We start from the raw sequence: 17893 nt of genomic DNA, 5'->3' as shown, positions 1-17893 counted from the left end.
GGGACTCGCACGTGTGCGTGGTGGAGAAGTGGTACGTCACTTGCCAAGTCGGACGCCGTCGCCACCTGGTTGCCGCACCGGGGCGAGGGTGGCGCAGATCACAGCCACGGCCATGCCACCGAGCAGGTAGAGATAGGACGAGGCGCCGGTGCCGAAGACGAAGTCGCCTTCGGGGCGGCTGGCGGTGAGCAGGATGACGGTGATCATCCAGCCGCCGGCGGGTGCGACGGCCCCGGCCCTGCTGCCCATCGCCCGGGCGGCACCCAGGCAGAGGCCTGCCTCGCCGGCGAGCGCGAGCAGCAGGCCGCCCGGGAACCAGGCGGGCTGCACCAGGGCTCCGGCCAGTCCGACGACCGCGCCGAGCACGAAGAGCCCGAGGTGGGCGAGGACGCGCAGGGCGGAAGGGCGCTTCAGCTTCAGCGGCTGGGCGAGCATCGAGCTCATGACGCCTCCCCGAGGGTCACTCCGGCGAACAGGTCGGTCTCCTTCTCGGCCCCCGGCTCCGCCGTTCTCTCTCCGCGTACCAATTCGTAGTACTCGGTGGTGAAGAGGGGTTGCGCGAGTTCGTTGGAGAGCGCGAAGTACGGCGCGGTCGGCTCGGCGACCTCGATCTGGGTGGCGTGCGCCCGCATCGCGGCGGCCTTGGCGGTGGTGTGCGCGGTGCCGTCGATCACGGTGGTGATCCGCTCGTCGGCGACGACGCCCGGGACGTCGGCGACGACGGCCGCCTTGCCGAACGGCAGTCCGGGCAGATCCGCCTCAAGCCGGGCGAAGGCCTCGTCGGCGACGGTGCGCGGGACGCGGTTCCAGTAGACCTTGGGGATCCGCCAGCCGGCGTCGTCGGCCAGTTCGGCCGCGCGCATGGCGATGCGGTGGGCCTGGATGTGGTCCGGGTGGCCGTAGCCGCCGTCCGGGTCGTAGGTGACGAGGACCTGGGGGCGTACCTCCAGGATCACCTCGACGAGCTCGCGGGCCGCCTCGTCGACGTCCGCCTGCCACAGACAGGCCGGGTCGTCGTTGTCGGCGATGCCCATCATCCCGGAGTCCTCGTAGCGGCCCTTGCCGCCGAGGAGACGGAAGTCCTCGACGCCGAGCTCGCGCATCGCGGCCGTGAGTTCACCAAGGCGGTGTTCGCCGAGCGCGGTGCCGGTCAGGTGGCGGAGCTCGGCGGGGATGACCTCGCCGTGCTCACCGAGGGTGCAGGTGACCAGGGTCACCCGGGCACCCTCGGCCGCGTACTTGGCCATGGTGGCGCCGTTGTTGATCGACTCGTCGTCCGGATGCGCGTGCACCAGGAGCAGGCGCCGGTCGGGCTGTTCCGTCATGGCACCAGCCTACGAGGCGCCACTGACAGCGCCGCGCCGAGCGGCGGGTCAGAACTTGATGCCGCCGATCATGCCCGCGATGTTCGTCGTCAGCTCGCTGATCGTGGGAGCGATGGTCGAGGACGCGAGATAGAAGCCGAGCAGCATGCACACGACCGCATGCCCCGCCTTCAGTCCTGACTTCTTGATCAACAAGAAGACGATGATCGCCAGCAGCACCACCGCCGAAATCGAGAGTGCCACGGCGGTTCACCTCCAAGAATCCCGAGGGCGGGGGGTCGGACTATGGGGGCAGATAAATCCAAACAACAGCCAGCAGGTTCATACCCACTATGCGCTAGTGATCATAACTATCCGTCCGTGCGCATCGATCGGCGCACAGCCGCACAAGGGGGCGCACTGGCCAATATGGTCGGGGCATGACGACCGAGCCTGTCTCCTTCCCCCGCCGGCACGCCCGCACCCAGAGGTTCACGCTCGGCGCGCCGCGCGCGTTCGCGGTGGCGCCCGACGGTTCCCGTGTCGTGTTCCTGCGCTCCAGCTCCGGTACGGATCCGGCGAGTTCGCTGTGGGTGCTGGACACGGCGGACGGTCAGGAGCGCGTGGCGGCCGACCCGCGCGCCCTGCTGGGCGGCGCCTCCGAGGACCTCTCGGCCGAGGAGCGGGCGCGGCGCGAGCGCAGCCGTGAGGGCGGTGCCGGGATCGTCGCCCAGGCCACCGACGCGGCCGTCGAGTTGGCGTCTTTCGCCTTGTCAGGGCGGCTTTTCACGGCCGAGCTGCGGGCCGGTACGGCACGTGAACTCCCGGTCCCCGGGCCGGTGATCGACCCGCGCCCCTCCCCCGACGGACGGCACATCGCGTACGTCGCGCAGGGCGCGCTCCGGGTGGTCGGTGCCGAGGGCGAGGACGACCGTGCGCTCGCCGAGCCGGAGTCGGACGGGGTGACGTACGGACTGGCCGAGTTCATCGCCGCCGAGGAGATGGGGCGCTCGAGGGGCTTCTGGTGGGGTCCGGAGTCGGACTCGCTGCTGGTGGCGCGCGCGGACGACACGCCGGTGCGCCGGTGGTGGATCGCCGATCCGGCGCGTCCGGAGCGCGAGCCGCAGCGGGTGGCCTACCCGGCGGCCGGGACGGCGAACGCCGAGGTGCGGCTGTTCGTGATCGGGCTCGACGGGGTGCGCACGGAGGTCGCGTGGGACCGGGCGCGGTACCCGTATCTGGCGCGAGTGCACTGGTCAGCGGCGGGTGCGCCGCTGCTGCTCGTACAGGCGCGCGACCAGCGCAGCCAGCTGTTCCTGGCCGTGGACCCGGCGACCGGGGCGACGCGGATGGTGCACGCGGACGAAGATCCACAATGGCTGGATCTTTTCCCTGGGGTGCCCTGTTGGAGCCCTTCCGGGCACCTTGTGCGCATCGCCGACGAGGGCGGGGCGCGGGTGCTCACGGTGGGCGAACGCCCGTTGACCGGACCGCAGTTGCACGTCCGGGCGGTCCTGGACGTCTCTGCCGACGACGTGCTGGTCTCGGCGTCGGCGGGCGAGGGCGCGGCGGAGCCGGAGATCGGCGAAGTGCATGTGTACCGGGTGAACGAGCTCGGCATGGAGCGCGTGTCACAGGGGCCCGGCGTGCATTCGGCGGTGCGCGCCGGGGGCGTGACGGTGCTGGTGTCCCATACTCCGGATCGGCCCGGGGCCCAGGTCCGGGTGGTGCGCGACGGGAAGCAGACGGCGACGGTCCGGTCGTATGCCGAAGATCCCGGTTTGACCCCGCGCGTCACCCTCACCGAAGGGGGCGCACGGCGCATCCCGTGCGCCGTGCTTATGCCTCGGGACTACGCCGGTGACACGCCGCTTCCGGTTTTGCTGGATCCCTACGGGGGACCGCACGCCTCCCGGGTGGTCGCCGCGCACAACGCCTACCTGACCTCGCAGTGGTTCGCCGACCAGGGGTTCGCGGTGGTCGTGGCGGACGGGCGTGGGACGCCGGGGCGCTCGCCCGCCTGGGAGAAGGCGGTCCACGGGGACTTCACGGTCTCCCTCGACGACCAGGTCGACGCGCTCCAGGACCTCGCGAAGTCCCATCCGCTGGATCTCTCCCGGGTGGCGATCCGGGGCTGGTCGTACGGCGGCTGGCTGGCGGGGCTCGCGGTGCTGCGCCGCCCGGACGTCTTCCACGCGGGCATCGCGGGCGCGCCGGTCACCGACTGGGGGCTCTACGACACGCACTACACGGAGCGGTACCTCGGCGACCCCGCCGCGCGGCCGGAGTCGTACGCGAAGAGTTCGCTGATCACCGAGGACGGGCTCTCCTCGCCCGCCGAGCCGCACCGGCCGCTGATGATCGTGCACGGGCTGGCCGACGACAACGTCGTGGTCGCCCATGCCCTGCGGCTGTCCTCCGCCCTGCTGGCCGCGGGCCGGCCGCACGAGGTGCTGCCGCTGTCCGGGGTGACCCATATGACCCCGCAGGAGCAGGTCGCGGAGAATCTGCTGCTGCTTCAGGTGGACTTCCTGAAGCGGTCGTTGGACTTGCGAGGGCCTGAGACGGCATAGCCGCACAAATGCGCACGAACCGCGTTAACACGCAGGCAACTTCACGGAAGCGGTACCGATATACGGACGGTGGAGGCTGAACAGCGTACGGCCGTGCGGGTGCCGTAAACGGGCCGGGGTGCGCCATGTCACCCCGGCCCGTTGCTTTGCCCCGCCACCGCCGCCGCCACTGCCGCGAAATGGCACGCCGAGTCGTGTGCCTCGGGGCCGTTCAGTGTGCGCAGCCGCGGGGGCACCGTGAGCTGGGGTACTTCCTGGGCGCAGCGGTCCTCGGCCTTCCAGCAGCGGGTGCGGAAGCGACAGCCGGAGGGGACGTTCGTCGGGGAGGGGACGTCGCCAGTGAGGATGACGCGCTCGCGGCGGTCACGGGCGTCCGGGTCGGGGACGGGGACCGCGGAGAGCAGGGCCTGGGTGTAGGGGTGCGTGGGGTGGTCGTAGATCTCGGCGTCCGTGCCGGTCTCCACGATCCGGCCGAGGTACATCACGGCGACGCGGTCGGAGATGTGCCGGACGATCGACAGGTCGTGGGCGATGAAGACGTAGGAGAGGTCGAACTCGTTCTGGAGGCGGTCCATCAGGTTGACGACCTGGGCCTGGACGGAGACGTCCAGGGCGGAGACCGGTTCGTCGGCGACGATGACCTCGGGGCGCAGGGCCAGCCCGCGTGCGATGCCGATGCGTTGGCGCTGGCCGCCGGAGAACTGGTGCGGGTAGCGGTTGATGTGCTCGGGGGTGAGGCCGACCACGTCCAGCAGTTCGCGCACCCTGCGGCGCCGGTCGCCCTTCGGGGCGACCTCGGGGTGGATGTCGTACGGCTCCCCGATGATGTCGCCCACCGTCATACGGGGGTTGAGGGAGGTGTACGGGTCCTGGAAGACCATCTGGATGTTGCGGCGTACGGCCTTCAGGGCGCGGCCGGAGAGCCTGGTGATGTCCTCGCCCTTGTACCTGATCGAACCGGCCGTCGGGCGTTCCAGGTTGACCAGCATCCTGGCGACCGTGGACTTGCCGCAGCCGGACTCGCCGACGACGCCGAGGGTCTCGCCGCGGCGCAGGGTGAAGTCGACGCCGTCGACGGCCCTGACGGCGCCGATCTGCTTCCTGAAGAGGATGCCGCGGGTGAGCGGGTAGTGCTTGACCAGGCCGCTCACCTCGAGAATCGCCTCAGCCATGCAGGCACTCCCTCCAGAAGTGGCAGGCGCTGTGCCGGGCGGTGTCCGTGCCGGTGACCTCGTGCAGCGGGGGTACGTCGGTGCGGCACAGGTCCTGGGCCAGGGGGCAGCGGGGGTGGAAGGCGCAGCCCTGCGGAATGTCCATGAGGTTGGGGGGCAGGCCCTTGATGGCGTTGAGCTCCCTGCCCTTGTGGTCCAGGCGCGGGATCGACTCCAGCAGGCCCTTGGTGTACGGGTGGGCGGGCGCCTTGTAGATGTCGTGGACCGGCGCGGACTCGACGATGCGGCCCGCGTACATGACGGCGATCCGGTCGGCCACGTCGGCGACGACGCCGAGGTCGTGGGTGATGAGGATCAGGCCCATGCGGTACTCGCGCCGCAACTCGGCGAGCAGGTCCATGACCTGGGCCTGGACGGTGACGTCGAGGGCGGTGGTGGGCTCGTCGGCGATGATGAGGGCCGGTTCGAGGGCGAGGGCCATCGCGATCATGATGCGCTGGCGCATACCGCCGGAGAACTGGTGCGGGTACTGCTTGACGCGCTCCTTCGCGGCCGGGATGCGCACCCGGTCCATCAGCTCCACGGCCTTCGCCCGCGCGTCCTTGCGCGATGTCCCCCGGTGCACGACGAACATCTCGCCGAGCTGGTCGCCGACGGTCAGCACCGGGTTCAGGGACGACAGGGCGTCCTGGAAGACCATCGCCATCTCGGCGCCGCGGAGCCTGCGGCGCTCGTCCTCCCTGAGCTTCAGCAGGTCCCGCCCCTGGAAGAGGATCTCGCCCCCGGTGATCCGCCCCGGCGGCATGTCGAGGATCCCCATCACGGCCTGCGCGGTGACGGACTTCCCGGAGCCGGACTCCCCGAGGACGGCCAGTGTCTCCCCCGCGTCGACGCCGTAACTGACGCCGTTCACGGCCTGGACGACCCCGTCCCGAGTCCGGAACTCCACCTTCAGGTCACGTACTTCGAGCAGCATGCCGGGGGCTCACCTCACTTTCGGGTTGCCGGGACGGGTCGTCCGGTGTCTGCGGGGCCGTTGTGGCTGGTCGCGCCCACGCGGCTGAGCCGCACATCGATACAGCCTCGCGCCCCTGGGGCGTTGCCGCGCACCTCGTCACCTCAGCTTCGGGTCCAGGGCGTCGCGGACCGCGTCGCCCAGCATGATGAAGGCGAGGACCGTGACAGCCAGGGCGCCCGAGGGCCAGAGGAGGGCATGGGGGGCGTTGCGGATGTAGGGGGAGGCGGCGGAGATGTCGATGCCCCAGGAGACGCTGGGGGGTTTGAGGCCCACGCCCAGGTAGGACAGCGTTGCCTCCAGGGCGATGTAGGTGCCCAGGGCGATGGTGGCGACGACGATCACCGGGGCCACGGCGTTGGGCGCGATGTGGCGGAGCAGGATGCGGGAGTTGGAGGCGCCGAGGGCGCGGGCGGCCTGGACGTAGTCGTTCTGCTGGGCGGTGATGACCGCGCCGCGGGCGATGCGGGAGATCTGGGGCCAGCCGAGCAGCACGATGAAGCCGATGACCGGCCAGATGCTGTTGGCGGTCACCACGGAGAGCAGGACCAGGCCTCCGAGGATCACCGGGATCGCGAAGAAGACGTCGGTGACGCGGGAGAGGAGCGAGTCCCACAGGCCGCCGAAGAAGCCGGCGAGCGCGCCCAGCACCGAGCCGAGGACGGCGACGCCGAGTGTGGCGCAGACGCCGACGGCGACGGACGTACGGGCGCCGTAGACCGTGCGGGTGTAGACGTCGCAGCCCTGGCCGTCGTAGCCGAAGGGGTGGCCGGGCGCTGAGCCCTGTTGGGCCTTGGCGAGGTCGCACTTGAGGGGGCTGCCAGAGGCGATCGCCGAGGGCCACAGGGAGATGACGACGAGGAAGACGATGATCAGGGTCGAGAGGATGAAGACCGGGTTGCGGCGCAGGTCACGCCAGGCGTCGGACCACAGGCTGCGGGGCCGGTCGGGGGAGGCGGCAGCCGGCCGCCCTCCGGCCCCCGGGGTTTCGGGGGGTGCGGCCTCCGGGGTGGCCGGGTGAGGGCTCAGGGGGCTTTCGAGGGTCTCCGCCTCGCTCGTGGCCCACGGCAGCGCCCCGCCCGTGCCACCGCTGCCGGCGACGGCTCCCGCGCCCTCGGGCTGGAACGGCTGTTCAGGCATAGCGGATCCTCGGGTCGAGTACGGCGTACAGGAGGTCGACGACCAGGTTGCAGAGGAGGAAGACGAGGACGAGGACCGTCACGAAGCCGACGACCGTCTGGGTGTTCTGGCGCAGGATGCCCTGGTAGAGCTGGAAGCCGACGCCGTGGATGTTGAAGATCCGCTCGGTGACGATCGCGCCGCCCATGAGGAAGCCGATGTCGGCGCCGAGGAAGGTGACGACGGGGATGAGGGAGTTGCGCAGGAGGTGCCGGGTGACCACCCGGTGCCTGGGCAGGCCCTTGGCGATGGCCGTGCGGACGTAGTCGGAACGCCGGTTCTCCGCGATGGAGGTGCGGGTCAGACGGGTGACGTAGGCGAGGGAGACGGTGGCCAGGACGAGGCCCGGCAGGAGCAGTTCGCCGAAGGGGGCGGCCGGGGAGACCGACGGGCGGATCCAGCCCCACTCCACGCCGAGCAGCAGCTGGAGCAGCAGGCCGGTGACGAAGGTGGGGACGGAGATGACGACGAGCGTGAGCAGCAGGACGCCGGTGTCGACGGGGCGGCCGCGGCGCAGGCCGGTGAGGACCCCCAGCGTGATGCCGATGACGATCTCGAACACGATGGCCACGATCGTGAGGCGGAGGGTCACGGGGAACGCCGTCGACATCAGCTCGGTGACTTCCTGGCCGTTGAACGCCGTACCGAAGTCCCCGGTGAAGACGTTCCCCATGTAGGTCAGGTACTGCTGCCACACGGGCATGTCGAGGCCGAACTCCTGGCGCAACCGGGTCGCCGTCGCCGGGTCGCACTGCCGGTCGCCGCACAGGCCCGCGATGGGGTCGCCCATCACATGGACCATGAGGAAGATCAGCAGGGTGGCTCCGACGAACACCGGCACCATCTGGAGCAGTCGGCGTACGACGTACTGGCCCATGGCGGGCTCAGCCGACCTTGATCTCGTGGTAGACGGGGACGCTGAACGGGTTGAGGGCCACGTTGGACAGCCGCTGCGACCAGCCGGCGCTGCCGTTCTGGTACCAGAGCGGGATGGAGGCCATGTTGTCCCGGACGACCTCCTCGGCCTTCTGGAACATCCGCACGGCCTTCGCGGGGTCCGTCTCGGCGTTCGCCTCGTCGACGAGCCGGTCGAACTCCTCGCTCGACCACTTGCCGTCGTTGGAGGAGGCGTTGGTGTAGTAGAGCGGCTGAAGGAAGTTCTGGGTGAGCGGGTAGTCCATCTGCCAGCCCGCCCGGAACGGGCCGGACAGCTTCTGCGTCGTGGACTTGCTGCGGAAGTCGGCGAAGGTGCCGATCGGGTTGCCGACGCAGGCCCGGTCGTTGCCCAGGGCGTTGTTGATGGAGTTGCAGACGGCGTCGACCCACAGCTTGTGGGAGCCGGTGTCCGCGTTGTAGGTGATCTTCACCTGTCCGCCGGGCAGCCCGCCGCCCTCCTTGATCAGCTTCTTCGCGGCGGCGGCGTCGTACCGGCACCACTCGCCGCACAGCCCCGCCTTGTAGCCGCCGTCCTCGCCGAGGACGGGTGAGGTCCAGTCGGTGGCGGGGGTGCGGGTCCTGTGGAAGATGGTCTCGGTGATCTGCTCGCGGTCGATCGCCCGGGACAGCCCCTTGCGGACCTTGACCGAGCCCGCGGTGTTCCATTCCCTGTCGTAGTGGGGGAAGGCCAGGGTCTGGATGATGCCGGCGGGGGTGCTGAGGTAGCGGTCGCCGAGATCGCCGCGGACGTTCTTCAGCTGCTGGGCCGGGACGTCGTCGACGAGGTCGAGATTGCCGGCCATCAGGTCGGTGTAGGCCGTGTTGTTGTCCGTGTAGACCTTGAGGGTGACGCCGCCGTTCTGTGCCGCGTCCGGCCCCGGGTAGGTGTCCCACTTCGTCAGGCGCATCTCGGAGCCCTTGGTGTACGACTCCACCGTGTAGGGGCCGTTCCCCACGGGCTTGGCCAGCCAGCCGGCGTGGTCGTCGAAGAACGCCCTCGGCAACGGGACGAAGGCGTTGTAGCCGAGAGTGTCGGGGAAGCTGGAGAACTTCTGGCTGAGCCGGACGGTGAACGTCCGGTCGTCGACGACCTTCAGTCCGGACAGGGTGTCGGCGCGCTGCTCGCCCTGCTCCGGGTGGACCTGGTCGTAGCCCTCGATGTAGCTGAAGAAGTAGGCGTTCTTCTGGTTGTTCTTCAGGCTCGCGCCGTAGTTCCAGGCGTCCACGAAGGACTTGGCGGTGACCTGCTCGCCGTTGCTGAAGGTCCAGCCGTCCTTGAGGGTGATCGTGTAGTTGCGCGAGTCGGGGGTCTCGATCTTCTCGGCGAGCATGTCCTCGGCGGCGCCGGTCTTCGGGTCGTACTGCTTCAGGCCCCGGAAGATCATGGAGAGGACCTTGCCGCCCTGCACCTCGTTGGTGTTGGCGGGCTCCAGCGGGTTCTGCGGATCGGTCCACGAGGAGCTGAACACGGCGCCGCCGGCGCCCGCGCTGTCGCCCCCGCCTCCGCAGGCCGTGGCCGCGAGTGCGACCACCACCGCGCATACGGCCCGTCCGGCGTGCGTGGCTCCCCGCATGGAGTGCCTCCTCTATGTGCGCTGCGCTGGCCGGCGCCGATACGCCGATCCCTTATCGGTCAATATCAACCCATAAGGTGCGCAACGCATGAGTACGCCCCCCTTTCGGGGTGGTGAGGAGGCCCACCGCCCCGGGTCAGGCGGCGCCCGCCTCCTGGCCCGGAGGGCAGCACACAGTGCGGGACTCCTGCCGTGGACGTTCGCTGTCCGTGCCGGTCGCGGCGTACTGCAGCGCGCCGCGTGCCGGACGCCGCCCGCGGTACCGGCCCGGGTCCAGGGCACCCTCGGCCGCGGCAGGTCCTGGCGCCAGGGCACGGTGGGCCGGACCGGGCCACGGCCCGGAACAGGTCGAGCCCGGCCCCAGGACGTGGCCGCCGGTCTCCATGAGCGACCGGGTGGCGGCAGGAGGTCCCTACGTTGGCCGTGGAGCTGGACACCTCGATCACCGGCCGACGGGCCCCTGGGCGGAACGCGCCACCGTTGCCTGCCGGCCCCGGACGATCTGCTCGACGCCTTCGTCGCGGACCTGACCGGTCCGACCCGACCGTCCGACCGCGCCCCGCCCGGCGGCCCACCCGGCCGGCCACCGGCTCCGTACTGGACATCCTCCGGGAGCCGGCGGACGGCACCACCGGCATGTGACCTGGTGCTCTTCACCGGTCTGGACCACTGGCTGTCTCAATCTCATCACTTCGTCGTTCTCGCAGGCCACATGGGGTTTCACGCGCTGTCGGCGCGCGCAGTAAAGCGCTGACAGCGCAACAAGCCGTCCCTGTGCAAGCGATGACGTGAGGTCACGATCATGAGCACACGAGAGCAGCACAGCAGAGCGCGGCGTCTCCTCGCCGCCGCAGCCGCCGCCCTGACGGTGTCGGCCGGACTCGCGCCGCAGCAGGCGGCGGCCGCGGACGGCGACAAGGTCCTCACCGTCGCGGTCGCTCAGAGCGTCGACTCACTGAGCCCGTTCCTGGCCCAGCGGCTGCTCAGCACGAGCATCCACCGGCTGATGTACGAGTACCTCACGAACTACGACCCGGGGGACGCCCACGCGGTCCCGGCGCTGGCGACCGGGTGGAAGTCGTCGCCGGACAAGCTGACCTGGACGTACACGATCCGCTCCGACTCCAAGTGGTCGGACGGGCAGCGGGTCACCGCGCAGGACGCGGCCTGGACGTTCCAGAAGATCATGACCGACGAGGGCGCGGCCACCGCCAACGGCAGCTTCGTCGGCAACTTCCGCGAGGTGAGCGCCCCGAGCCCCACCGAGCTGGTCATCCGGCTGAAGAAGCCGCAGGCCACGATGACGGCCCTGGACGTGCCGATCGTGCCGAAGCACGTCTGGGAGAAGGTCGGCGACTTCTCGAAGTTCAACAACGACAAGGACTTCCCCGTCGTCGGGAACGGGCCGTTCGTCCTCACCGACTACAAGCCCGACAGCTACGTCCGCCTCAAGGCCAACAAGGACTTCTGGCGCGGCGCGCCCAAGTTCGACGAGCTGGTCTTCCGGTACTACAAGGACCAGGACGCCGCGGTCGCCGCCCTGCGCAAGGGCGAGGTCTCCTTCGTCGCCGGTTCCCCGTCCCTGACGCCCGCTCAGGCGGACTCCCTCGAGGGCGAGAAGAACATCCACGTCAACGACGCGCCCGGCCGCCGCTTCTACGCCCTCGCCACCAACCCGGGGGCCCGGGCCGCGAACGGCCAGAAGTTCGGTGACGGCCACCCCTCCCTGCTGGACGAGCGGGTACGGCACGCGCTGTTCCGGGCGGTGGACCGCGAGACCATCATCGACCGGGTGTTCCAGGGGCACGCGGTGCAGGGCGAGGGCTATATCCCGCCGCGTTTCTCCACGTACTTCTGGAAACCGGCGGACGGGCAGGAACTCTCCTACGACCCCGCCGAGGCGGCCCGGCTCCTCGACCAGGCGGGCTACAAGAAGAACGGCGACGGCAAGCGCCTCGGCAAGGACGGCAAGCCGATCACCTACCGCGTGCTGTGCCACGCCACCGACCCCAACGACAAGGCGATCGGCCAGTACCTCCAGGAGTGGTGGGGCGAGCTCGGCATCGGCGTCACCCTCGACTGCCTGGACAACGTCACCGACCCCTGGCTCGCGGGCACCTACGACCTCGCCTTCGACGGCTGGTCCGTCAACCCCGACCCGGACTTCGTGCTCTCCATCCACACCTGCGCGGCCCTGCCCGCGACCCCGAAGGACACCGGCGCGACCGACAACTTCATCTGCGACAAGCGGTACGACGAGCTGTACGCGCGCCAGCTCGCCGAGTACGACCCGGCCGCACGGGCGGACATCGTCAAGCAGATGCAGTCCCGGCTGTACGACCTCGGGTACATGAACGTCATGGCGTATCCGAACGCGGTCGAGGCCTATCGCACGGACCACATCAAGTCGATCACGACGATGCCCGAGAAGGCGGGCAATATCTACGGGCAGGACGGCTACTGGAGCTGGTGGTCGGCGACCCCGGCCGACTCCGACGCCTCCTCCGGCGACTCCGGCTCGGCAGGCGTCGTCATCGGGGTCGTCGCCGGCGCCGCCGTGCTCGTCGCCGCGGGCGTGTTCCTCGCCCTGCGGCGCCGAGCGACCGCCGAGGACCGCGAGTAGCCGCCGATGACCGCCGACGCACCCTCCGCCTCGGCCGTCAAGGCCGCCGCGCCCGCTGTCCGGGGACAGCGGGCGCGCACCGCCACGGGCTATCTGCGCGACGGCGCCGGCAAGGTGGGCGGCGCCGCCGTCTCCCTGCTCGCCGTCCTGGTCACCGGGTTCTTCCTGTTCCGGCTGATCCCCGGCGACCCGGTCAAGACCATGACGGGCGGCCGGCCCATCTCGGCGGAGCAACTCGCCGCCTACCGCGAGGAGTTCGGGCTGGATCTGCCGCTGTGGCAGCAGTTCACCGACTACTGCGGCAAGGCGCTCACCGGGGACCTGGGGACGTCGTACCAGTTCCGGGCGCCCGTCGTCGACAAGATCTCCGAGGCGCTGCCCAACACGCTGCTGCTCACCGGCACCGCGTTCGTCCTGTACACGCTGCTCGGCATCGTGCTGGGCACCCGCTCGGCCTGGCGGCACGGCGGGCTCGGCGACCGGCTGAACACCGGTCTGGCGCTGACCCTGTACTCCGTCCCGTCGTTCTGGCTGGGCCTGCTGCTGATCATCGTGTTCTCGGTGGGGATGGGCCCCATTCCCGGGCTGTTCCCGACCGGCGGCATGGAGTCGGGCGGTGAGGAGGGCTTCGCGTACGTCCTCGACGTCGCCCACCATCTGATCCTGCCCGTCGTCACGCTGGTCGCGGTGGAGTACGGCCAGACCCTGCTGGTGGCCCGCTCGGCGCTGCTGGACGAGATGGGCGGCGACTATCTGACGACCGCCCGCGCCAAGGGCCTCAGGGACGACCTGGTCCGCCGCCGGCATGCCGTGCCGAACGCGCTGCTGCCGACGGTGACGCTGGTCTTCGTCAATCTGGGCCGGACGGTCGCGGGCGTGATCCTGGTGGAGACGGTGTTCTCCTGGCCGGGGCTCGGCGGACTGTTCTACCAGGCGCTGAGCGTGCCCGACCTGCCGCTGGTGCAGGGCCTGTTCCTCTTCTTCGCGGCGGCGGTGATCGTCATGAACACCCTGGCCGACCTGGTCTATCCGCTGCTCGACCCGAGGGTGGGCCGATGACGAACGAGACGACCACGACGCCGGCCGGGACCAAGGCCGGGGCAGCCGGTCCGCGTGCGCTCGCTTGGCAGCGGCGACGCCGCTCCGCGGTGCGTTTCTGGCAGCGGTACCGCACCCACCGCGCGGGCCTGGTCGGACTGGTCGGGCTCGCCCTGTTCGCGCTGGTCGCCCTGACCGCCCCGCTCACCGTAGGCACCGACGTGTCCAGCGTGACCGGGGCGCCGGGGCGGCCGATGGAGAGCCCGAGCGCCGCCTTCCCGCTGGGGACGGACCGGTTCGGGCGGGATCTGCTGGGGCTGCTGGTGTGGGGCTCGCGGGTGTCGCTGCTGGTCGGGCTGCTGGCGGCCGCGCTGTCGGTGGCGATCGGCACGACGGTCGGGGTCACCGCGGGGCACTTCAAGGGGGCGTACGCCACCGTGCTGATGCGGATCACCGACTGGTTCCTGGTGATGCCCACCCTGGTCCTCGCCATCGCGCTGGCCACCGTGCTGCCCCGCTCGCTGGGCACCGTCGTGCTGGCCATCGGCGTGACCTCCTGGCCGACCACGGCCCGGCTGGTGCGGGCGCAGACCCTGGCGGTGGAGTCACGGCCGTACATCGAACGCGCGAAGGCGCTGGGCGGCGGGCACTGGCACGTCATGTCCCGGCATGTGCTGCCCAATGTGATGCCGCTGGTCCTCGCCCAGACGACCCTGATGATCTCGTCCTCCGTCCTCGCCGAGGCGACCCTGGCCTTCCTCGGTGTCAGCGATCCGACCGTCCTGTCCTGGGGCGGCCTGCTCCAGGACGCCCGCGAGGCCGGGGCGGTCAGCTCGGGGAACTGGTGGTACCTGGTACCGCCGGGCATCGCCATCGCGGTGGTGGCCCTGGCGTTCACGTTGTGCGGGCGCGCGGTGGAGTCGGTGCTGAACCCCAGGTTGGGGGTGACCCGTTGACGCTGCTGGACGTGCGGAACGTGGAGGTGACCCACCCGGGCGGGGCGACCGCCGTGCGCGAGACCGTCCACCGTCCCCACCGACCGGGGGTGACATCGTGAGCCTGCTCGACGTCAAAGACCTCACCGTCACCTACCCCGGCGGGGCCGCCGCCGTGCGGGGCGTCGACCTGACGGTGGCGGCCGGGCAGAAGCTCGGCATCGCGGGCGAGTCGGGCTGTGGGAAGTCCACGCTCGCGCTCGCGCTGCTGCGGCTGCTGCCGGCCGGTACGCGGATCGGCGGGCAGGTCCTGCTGGACGGCGAGGACGTCCTCACCATGAAGTGGGGCCGGTTGCGGGCGGTGCGCTGGGCCGGGGCGTCCATCGTCTTCCAGGGGGCGATGCACTCGCTCAACGCCGTCCACCGCGTCGGCGACCAGATCGCCGAGCCGATCCTGCTGCACCGCAGGGCGACCCCGGCGGGCGCCCGCAGGAGGGCCGGCGAACTCCTGGAGCAGGTGGGGCTGCCCGCGGCGCGGGCGTCGGCGTATCCGCACGAGCTCTCCGGCGGCCAGCGTCAGCGCGTCATGATCGCCATGGCGCTCGCCTGCGACCCCCGGCTGATCGTCGCCGACGAGCCGACCACCGCCCTGGACGTGATGATCCAGGCGCAGATCCTCCGTCTCATCGAACAGCTCGTCGCGGAGCAGGAGCTGGGTCTGATCGCGATCAGCCACGACCTGGCCGTTCTCGCCGACACCTGTGACCGGCTGGCGGTGATGTACGCGGGCCGGGTGGTCGAGGAGGGCCCGGCCCGTCAGGTCTACGAGGACGCCCGGCACCCCTACGGCAAGGCCCTGTCGGAGGCGTTCCCGAGGATCGGCGACCCGGCGTCGCGGTTCGCCCCGCGCGGCCTGCCCGGCGATCCACCCGACCCGTCCGCCGTGCCCTCCGGCTGCGCCTTCCACCCGCGCTGCCCGGTCGCCCTGGACTCCTGCGCGGTCGACGACCAGGAGCTGCGCACGGCCGAGGAGGACCGCCGGGCGGCCTGTGTGCACGTACCGGCGACGGGGGACGCGAGGAGCGGATCTTGACCTTCTTGAGCGCACAGGCCCGGCACGGCACCCGACCCGCCCGCGCCGTGGACGGCGTCCAACCCGACATCGATTCCGGACAGATCCTGGCCCCGGTCGGCGGGTCGGCCCTGCGCACGCCGTCCCCGAGGACACAGGACCGACCGATGCCCCCGCCGCACGTGCCGGCGACGCGAGCCGCGAGGAGCCGACCATGACCCTCTTGAGCGCACAGGCCCTGCACGTCACCTACCCCGGCCGCCACGGCGGCCCGCCCGCCCGTGCCGTGGACGGGGTCGAACTCGGCATCGGCGCCGGGGAGATCGTGGCCCTGGTCGGCGAGTCGGGCTGCGGCAAGACGACGCTGGCCCGTGCGCTGCTGGGGCTGGAGCCGCCGACCGGGGGGCGAGTCGTCTTCGACGGGGAGCCGCTGCGGTACTCGTCGCGGGCGCTGAAGGCGTACCGGCGGCGCGTCCAGCTGGTGCTGCAGGACCCGACGGGGGCGCTGAACCCACGGCACACGGTGTACGAGGCGGTGGCGGAGGGCCTGCGGATCCACGGCCACGGCGGCGACGAGCGTACGGCGGTGGCCGAGGCGCTGTCGCGAGCCGGTCTGCGGCCCCCGGAGCGCTTCTTCCTGCGGTATCCGCACGAGCTGTCCGGCGGGCAGCGCCAACGCGTCGTCATCGCGGGCGCGTTGGTCCTCGAACCCGAACTCCTCGTCGCCGACGAGCCGGTGGCCTCCCTGGACGCCTCGGTACGCGGCGAGATCCTCGCCCTGCTGCTGCGGCTGCGCGCCGACCTCGGGCTGTCGGCGCTGGTCGTGACGCACGACCTGGGGCTCGCGTGGAACATCGCGGACCGGGTGGCGGTGATGTACCTGGGCCGGATCGTGGAGACGGGGGACGTGGAGCAGGTGCTCACGGCGCCCCGGCACCCGTACACCCAGGCTCTGCTGTCGGTGCTGCCGGAGGCACCGGGCGACCCGGTGGTGCTGGCCGGGGAGCCTCCGGACCCGACCCGGATCCCCGCCGGATGCCGTTTCCACGCCCGCTGCCAGGTGCTGGCGAGCGGGGAGGCGGAGCGCGCGGGGGTGGCGGACGCGTGCCGGAACGAGGACCCGGAGGTGCTCGGCGGGGACGCGCGGGCGCAGGTGGCGTGTCACTGGGCGCGGGCGGGGATCACCGCGTGAGGCCCGCGCGGGAAGGGTGACAGACCCGGGGGCGGGGAGGGTGAAGGACCCGGGGCGGGAAAGGTGAAAGACCGGGGGCGGGAGAGTTCGCTCTCCCGCCCCCGGTCTCCTGACGATTTCCGCCGGTCAGCCCTTCGAGACCGCCGTGTCACCGTCGGCGCTGTCCTCCAGGGCCTTCAGCCCCTGGTCCAGCACCACGTCCTCGCCCCGGTCCGCGATGGTCGGCTCCTCCGGGAAGTGACACGCCGTCAGGTGCCCCGGCTTGCTGCCCTCGATCCGGACCAGCGGCGGCTCCTGCGTGGCGCACTTGTCCTGCGCCTTCCAGCAGCGCGTACGGAACCGGCAGCCGGACGGCGGGCTGATCGGCGAGGGCACGTCGCCCGCGAGCCGGATCCGCTCCCGCTTGGCCGCGTCGATGTCCGCGTCCGGCACCGCCGACAGCAGCGCGTGCGTGTAGGGGTGGCGGGGCCGGTTGTAGAGCGAGTCGCGGTCCGCGATCTCCACGACCTTGCCGAGGTACATCACCGCGATGCGCTGCGAGAAGTGCCGCACGATCGCCAGGTCGTGGGCGATGAAGACGAACGCGATCCCCATCTCCCGCTGCACCTCCTGCAGCAGGTTCACCACCTGGGCCTGGATCGACACGTCGAGGGCCGAGACCGGCTCGTCCGCGATGATCAGCTTCGGCTGGAGCGCGACGGCGCGCGCGACACCGATGCGCTGGCGCTGGCCGCCGGAGAACTCGTGCGGGAAGCGGTTGTAGTGCTCGGGGTTGAGACCGACGATCTCCAGGAGCTCCCGGACCCGCTTCTCCCGGCCGCCGGGCGGGTTGATCCCGTTGATCTCCATCGGACCCGAGATGATCTTGCCGACCGTCTGCCGCGGGTTCAGCGAGGCGTACGGGTCCTGGAAGATCATCTGGATCTCGGACCTGATCGGCGCCATCTGCGACCGGCTGGCGCGACTGATGTCCCGCCCCTTGTACTCGATGGTGCCCTCGGTCGGCTCGTACAGCCGGGTCAGCAGTCGCCCGGTCGTCGACTTGCCGCAGCCGGACTCGCCGACGAGGCCGAGGCTCTCGCCCGGGAAGACCTCCAGGTCGACGCCGTCGACGGCCTTGACGTGGCCGACGGTGCGCCGGATCGGGAAGCCGCCCTTGATCGGGAAGTGTTTCTTCAGGCCGGTGACCCGAAGGAGCGGCGCGCTGTCGTCGTCCCGCTTCTGCGGGATCGCGTCGGCGACCGCCGTGGTGGTGTTGCTGTTGTCGCTCATGGTGATGC

General features: G+C 71.0%; 15 protein-coding genes. 6 read left to right on the top strand and 9 right to left on the bottom strand.

Annotated elements, in window-relative coordinates:
* Nucleotides 1-36: 36 nt before the first annotated feature.
* From ACFZBP_RS32905 to ACFZBP_RS32895, 3 genes are read right to left on the bottom strand one after another with little or no spacing between them, the layout of a single operon-like run.
* Nucleotides 37-444, bottom strand: coding sequence for a DUF6113 family protein (locus ACFZBP_RS32905; protein ID WP_391418550.1), 408 nt, complete (start codon nucleotides 442-444; stop codon nucleotides 37-39).
* Nucleotides 441-1325 carry an N-acetyl-1-D-myo-inositol-2-amino-2-deoxy-alpha-D-glucopyranoside deacetylase gene (gene mshB / locus ACFZBP_RS32900; protein ID WP_391418548.1) on the bottom strand — a complete coding sequence of 295 codons (885 nt, stop codon included), beginning with the start codon at nucleotides 1323-1325 and terminating at the stop codon, nucleotides 441-443. Before mshB ends, ACFZBP_RS32905 begins: the two co-directional genes overlap by 4 nt.
* Nucleotides 1326-1373: 48 nt before the next feature.
* Complete coding sequence (locus tag ACFZBP_RS32895) at nucleotides 1374-1568, bottom strand: hypothetical protein (RefSeq protein ID WP_030048865.1); 195 nt, start codon at nucleotides 1566-1568, stop codon at nucleotides 1374-1376.
* A gap of 176 nt (nucleotides 1569-1744) precedes the next feature.
* On the opposite strand from ACFZBP_RS32895, the gene ACFZBP_RS32890 reads away from it, so the two are divergent.
* A complete protein-coding gene (locus ACFZBP_RS32890) occupies nucleotides 1745-3877 on the top strand; it encodes a prolyl oligopeptidase family serine peptidase (protein ID WP_391418544.1) in 2133 nt (710 codons plus the stop codon).
* 128 nt (nucleotides 3878-4005) lie between these two features.
* Here ACFZBP_RS32890 and ACFZBP_RS32885 read toward each other — a convergent pair whose 3' ends face one another.
* The 5 genes from ACFZBP_RS32885 to ACFZBP_RS32865 form a co-directional block, all read right to left on the bottom strand.
* Nucleotides 4006-5049 (bottom strand): dipeptide ABC transporter ATP-binding protein, encoded by a 1044-nt coding sequence (locus tag ACFZBP_RS32885; RefSeq protein WP_391418541.1) that lies wholly within the window; start codon nucleotides 5047-5049, stop codon nucleotides 4006-4008.
* Complete coding sequence (locus ACFZBP_RS32880; protein WP_391418538.1) at nucleotides 5042-6025, bottom strand: oligopeptide/dipeptide ABC transporter ATP-binding protein; 984 nt, start codon at nucleotides 6023-6025, stop codon at nucleotides 5042-5044. Before ACFZBP_RS32880 ends, ACFZBP_RS32885 begins: the two co-directional genes overlap by 8 nt.
* A 138-nt stretch (nucleotides 6026-6163) precedes the next feature.
* A complete protein-coding gene (locus ACFZBP_RS32875) occupies nucleotides 6164-7204 on the bottom strand; it encodes an ABC transporter permease subunit (RefSeq protein ID WP_391418536.1) in 1041 nt (346 codons plus the stop codon).
* Nucleotides 7197-8120: an ABC transporter permease gene (locus tag ACFZBP_RS32870; RefSeq protein ID WP_383457776.1), complete on the bottom strand. Its 924-nt coding sequence runs from the start codon at nucleotides 8118-8120 to the stop codon at nucleotides 7197-7199. Before ACFZBP_RS32870 ends, ACFZBP_RS32875 begins: the two co-directional genes overlap by 8 nt.
* A 7-nt stretch (nucleotides 8121-8127) precedes the next feature.
* Complete coding sequence (locus ACFZBP_RS32865; protein ID WP_391418533.1) at nucleotides 8128-9753, bottom strand: ABC transporter substrate-binding protein; 1626 nt, start codon at nucleotides 9751-9753, stop codon at nucleotides 8128-8130.
* 802 nt (nucleotides 9754-10555) lie between these two features.
* On the opposite strand from ACFZBP_RS32865, the gene ACFZBP_RS32860 reads away from it, so the two are divergent.
* The 5 genes from ACFZBP_RS32860 to ACFZBP_RS32840 all read left to right on the top strand — a co-directional run bounded on the left by ACFZBP_RS32860 (nucleotide 10556) and on the right by ACFZBP_RS32840 (nucleotide 16613).
* Nucleotides 10556-12376, top strand: coding sequence for an ABC transporter substrate-binding protein (locus tag ACFZBP_RS32860; RefSeq protein ID WP_391418531.1), 1821 nt, complete (start codon nucleotides 10556-10558; stop codon nucleotides 12374-12376).
* Between the two features lie 6 nt (nucleotides 12377-12382).
* Nucleotides 12383-13435: an ABC transporter permease subunit gene (locus tag ACFZBP_RS32855; protein ID WP_391418529.1), complete on the top strand. Its 1053-nt coding sequence runs from the start codon at nucleotides 12383-12385 to the stop codon at nucleotides 13433-13435.
* On the top strand, nucleotides 13432-14370 hold the full coding sequence (locus ACFZBP_RS32850) for an ABC transporter permease subunit (protein WP_391418526.1): 939 nt from the start codon (nucleotides 13432-13434) through the stop codon (nucleotides 14368-14370). The genes ACFZBP_RS32855 and ACFZBP_RS32850 overlap by 4 nt, the downstream gene beginning before the upstream one ends.
* 97 nt (nucleotides 14371-14467) lie before the next feature.
* Nucleotides 14468-15442 carry an oligopeptide/dipeptide ABC transporter ATP-binding protein gene (locus ACFZBP_RS32845; RefSeq protein WP_391418523.1) on the top strand — a complete coding sequence of 325 codons (975 nt, stop codon included), beginning with the start codon at nucleotides 14468-14470 and terminating at the stop codon, nucleotides 15440-15442.
* 193 nt (nucleotides 15443-15635) lie between these two features.
* Nucleotides 15636-16613, top strand: coding sequence for an oligopeptide/dipeptide ABC transporter ATP-binding protein (locus ACFZBP_RS32840; protein ID WP_391418521.1), 978 nt, complete (start codon nucleotides 15636-15638; stop codon nucleotides 16611-16613).
* A gap of 126 nt (nucleotides 16614-16739) precedes the next feature.
* Here ACFZBP_RS32840 and ACFZBP_RS32835 read toward each other — a convergent pair whose 3' ends face one another.
* Nucleotides 16740-17885 carry an ABC transporter ATP-binding protein gene (locus ACFZBP_RS32835; protein ID WP_383457803.1) on the bottom strand — a complete coding sequence of 382 codons (1146 nt, stop codon included), beginning with the start codon at nucleotides 17883-17885 and terminating at the stop codon, nucleotides 16740-16742.
* Between the last annotated feature and the right edge of the window lie 8 nt (nucleotides 17886-17893).

The sequence above is a fragment of the Streptomyces sp. NPDC008086 genome (assembly GCF_042957325.1).
GTDB lineage: Bacteria > Actinomycetota > Actinomycetes > Streptomycetales > Streptomycetaceae > Streptomyces.
Note: the sequence above shows the minus strand (reverse complement) of the source record. Positions and strands in the feature narration are given on the sequence as shown.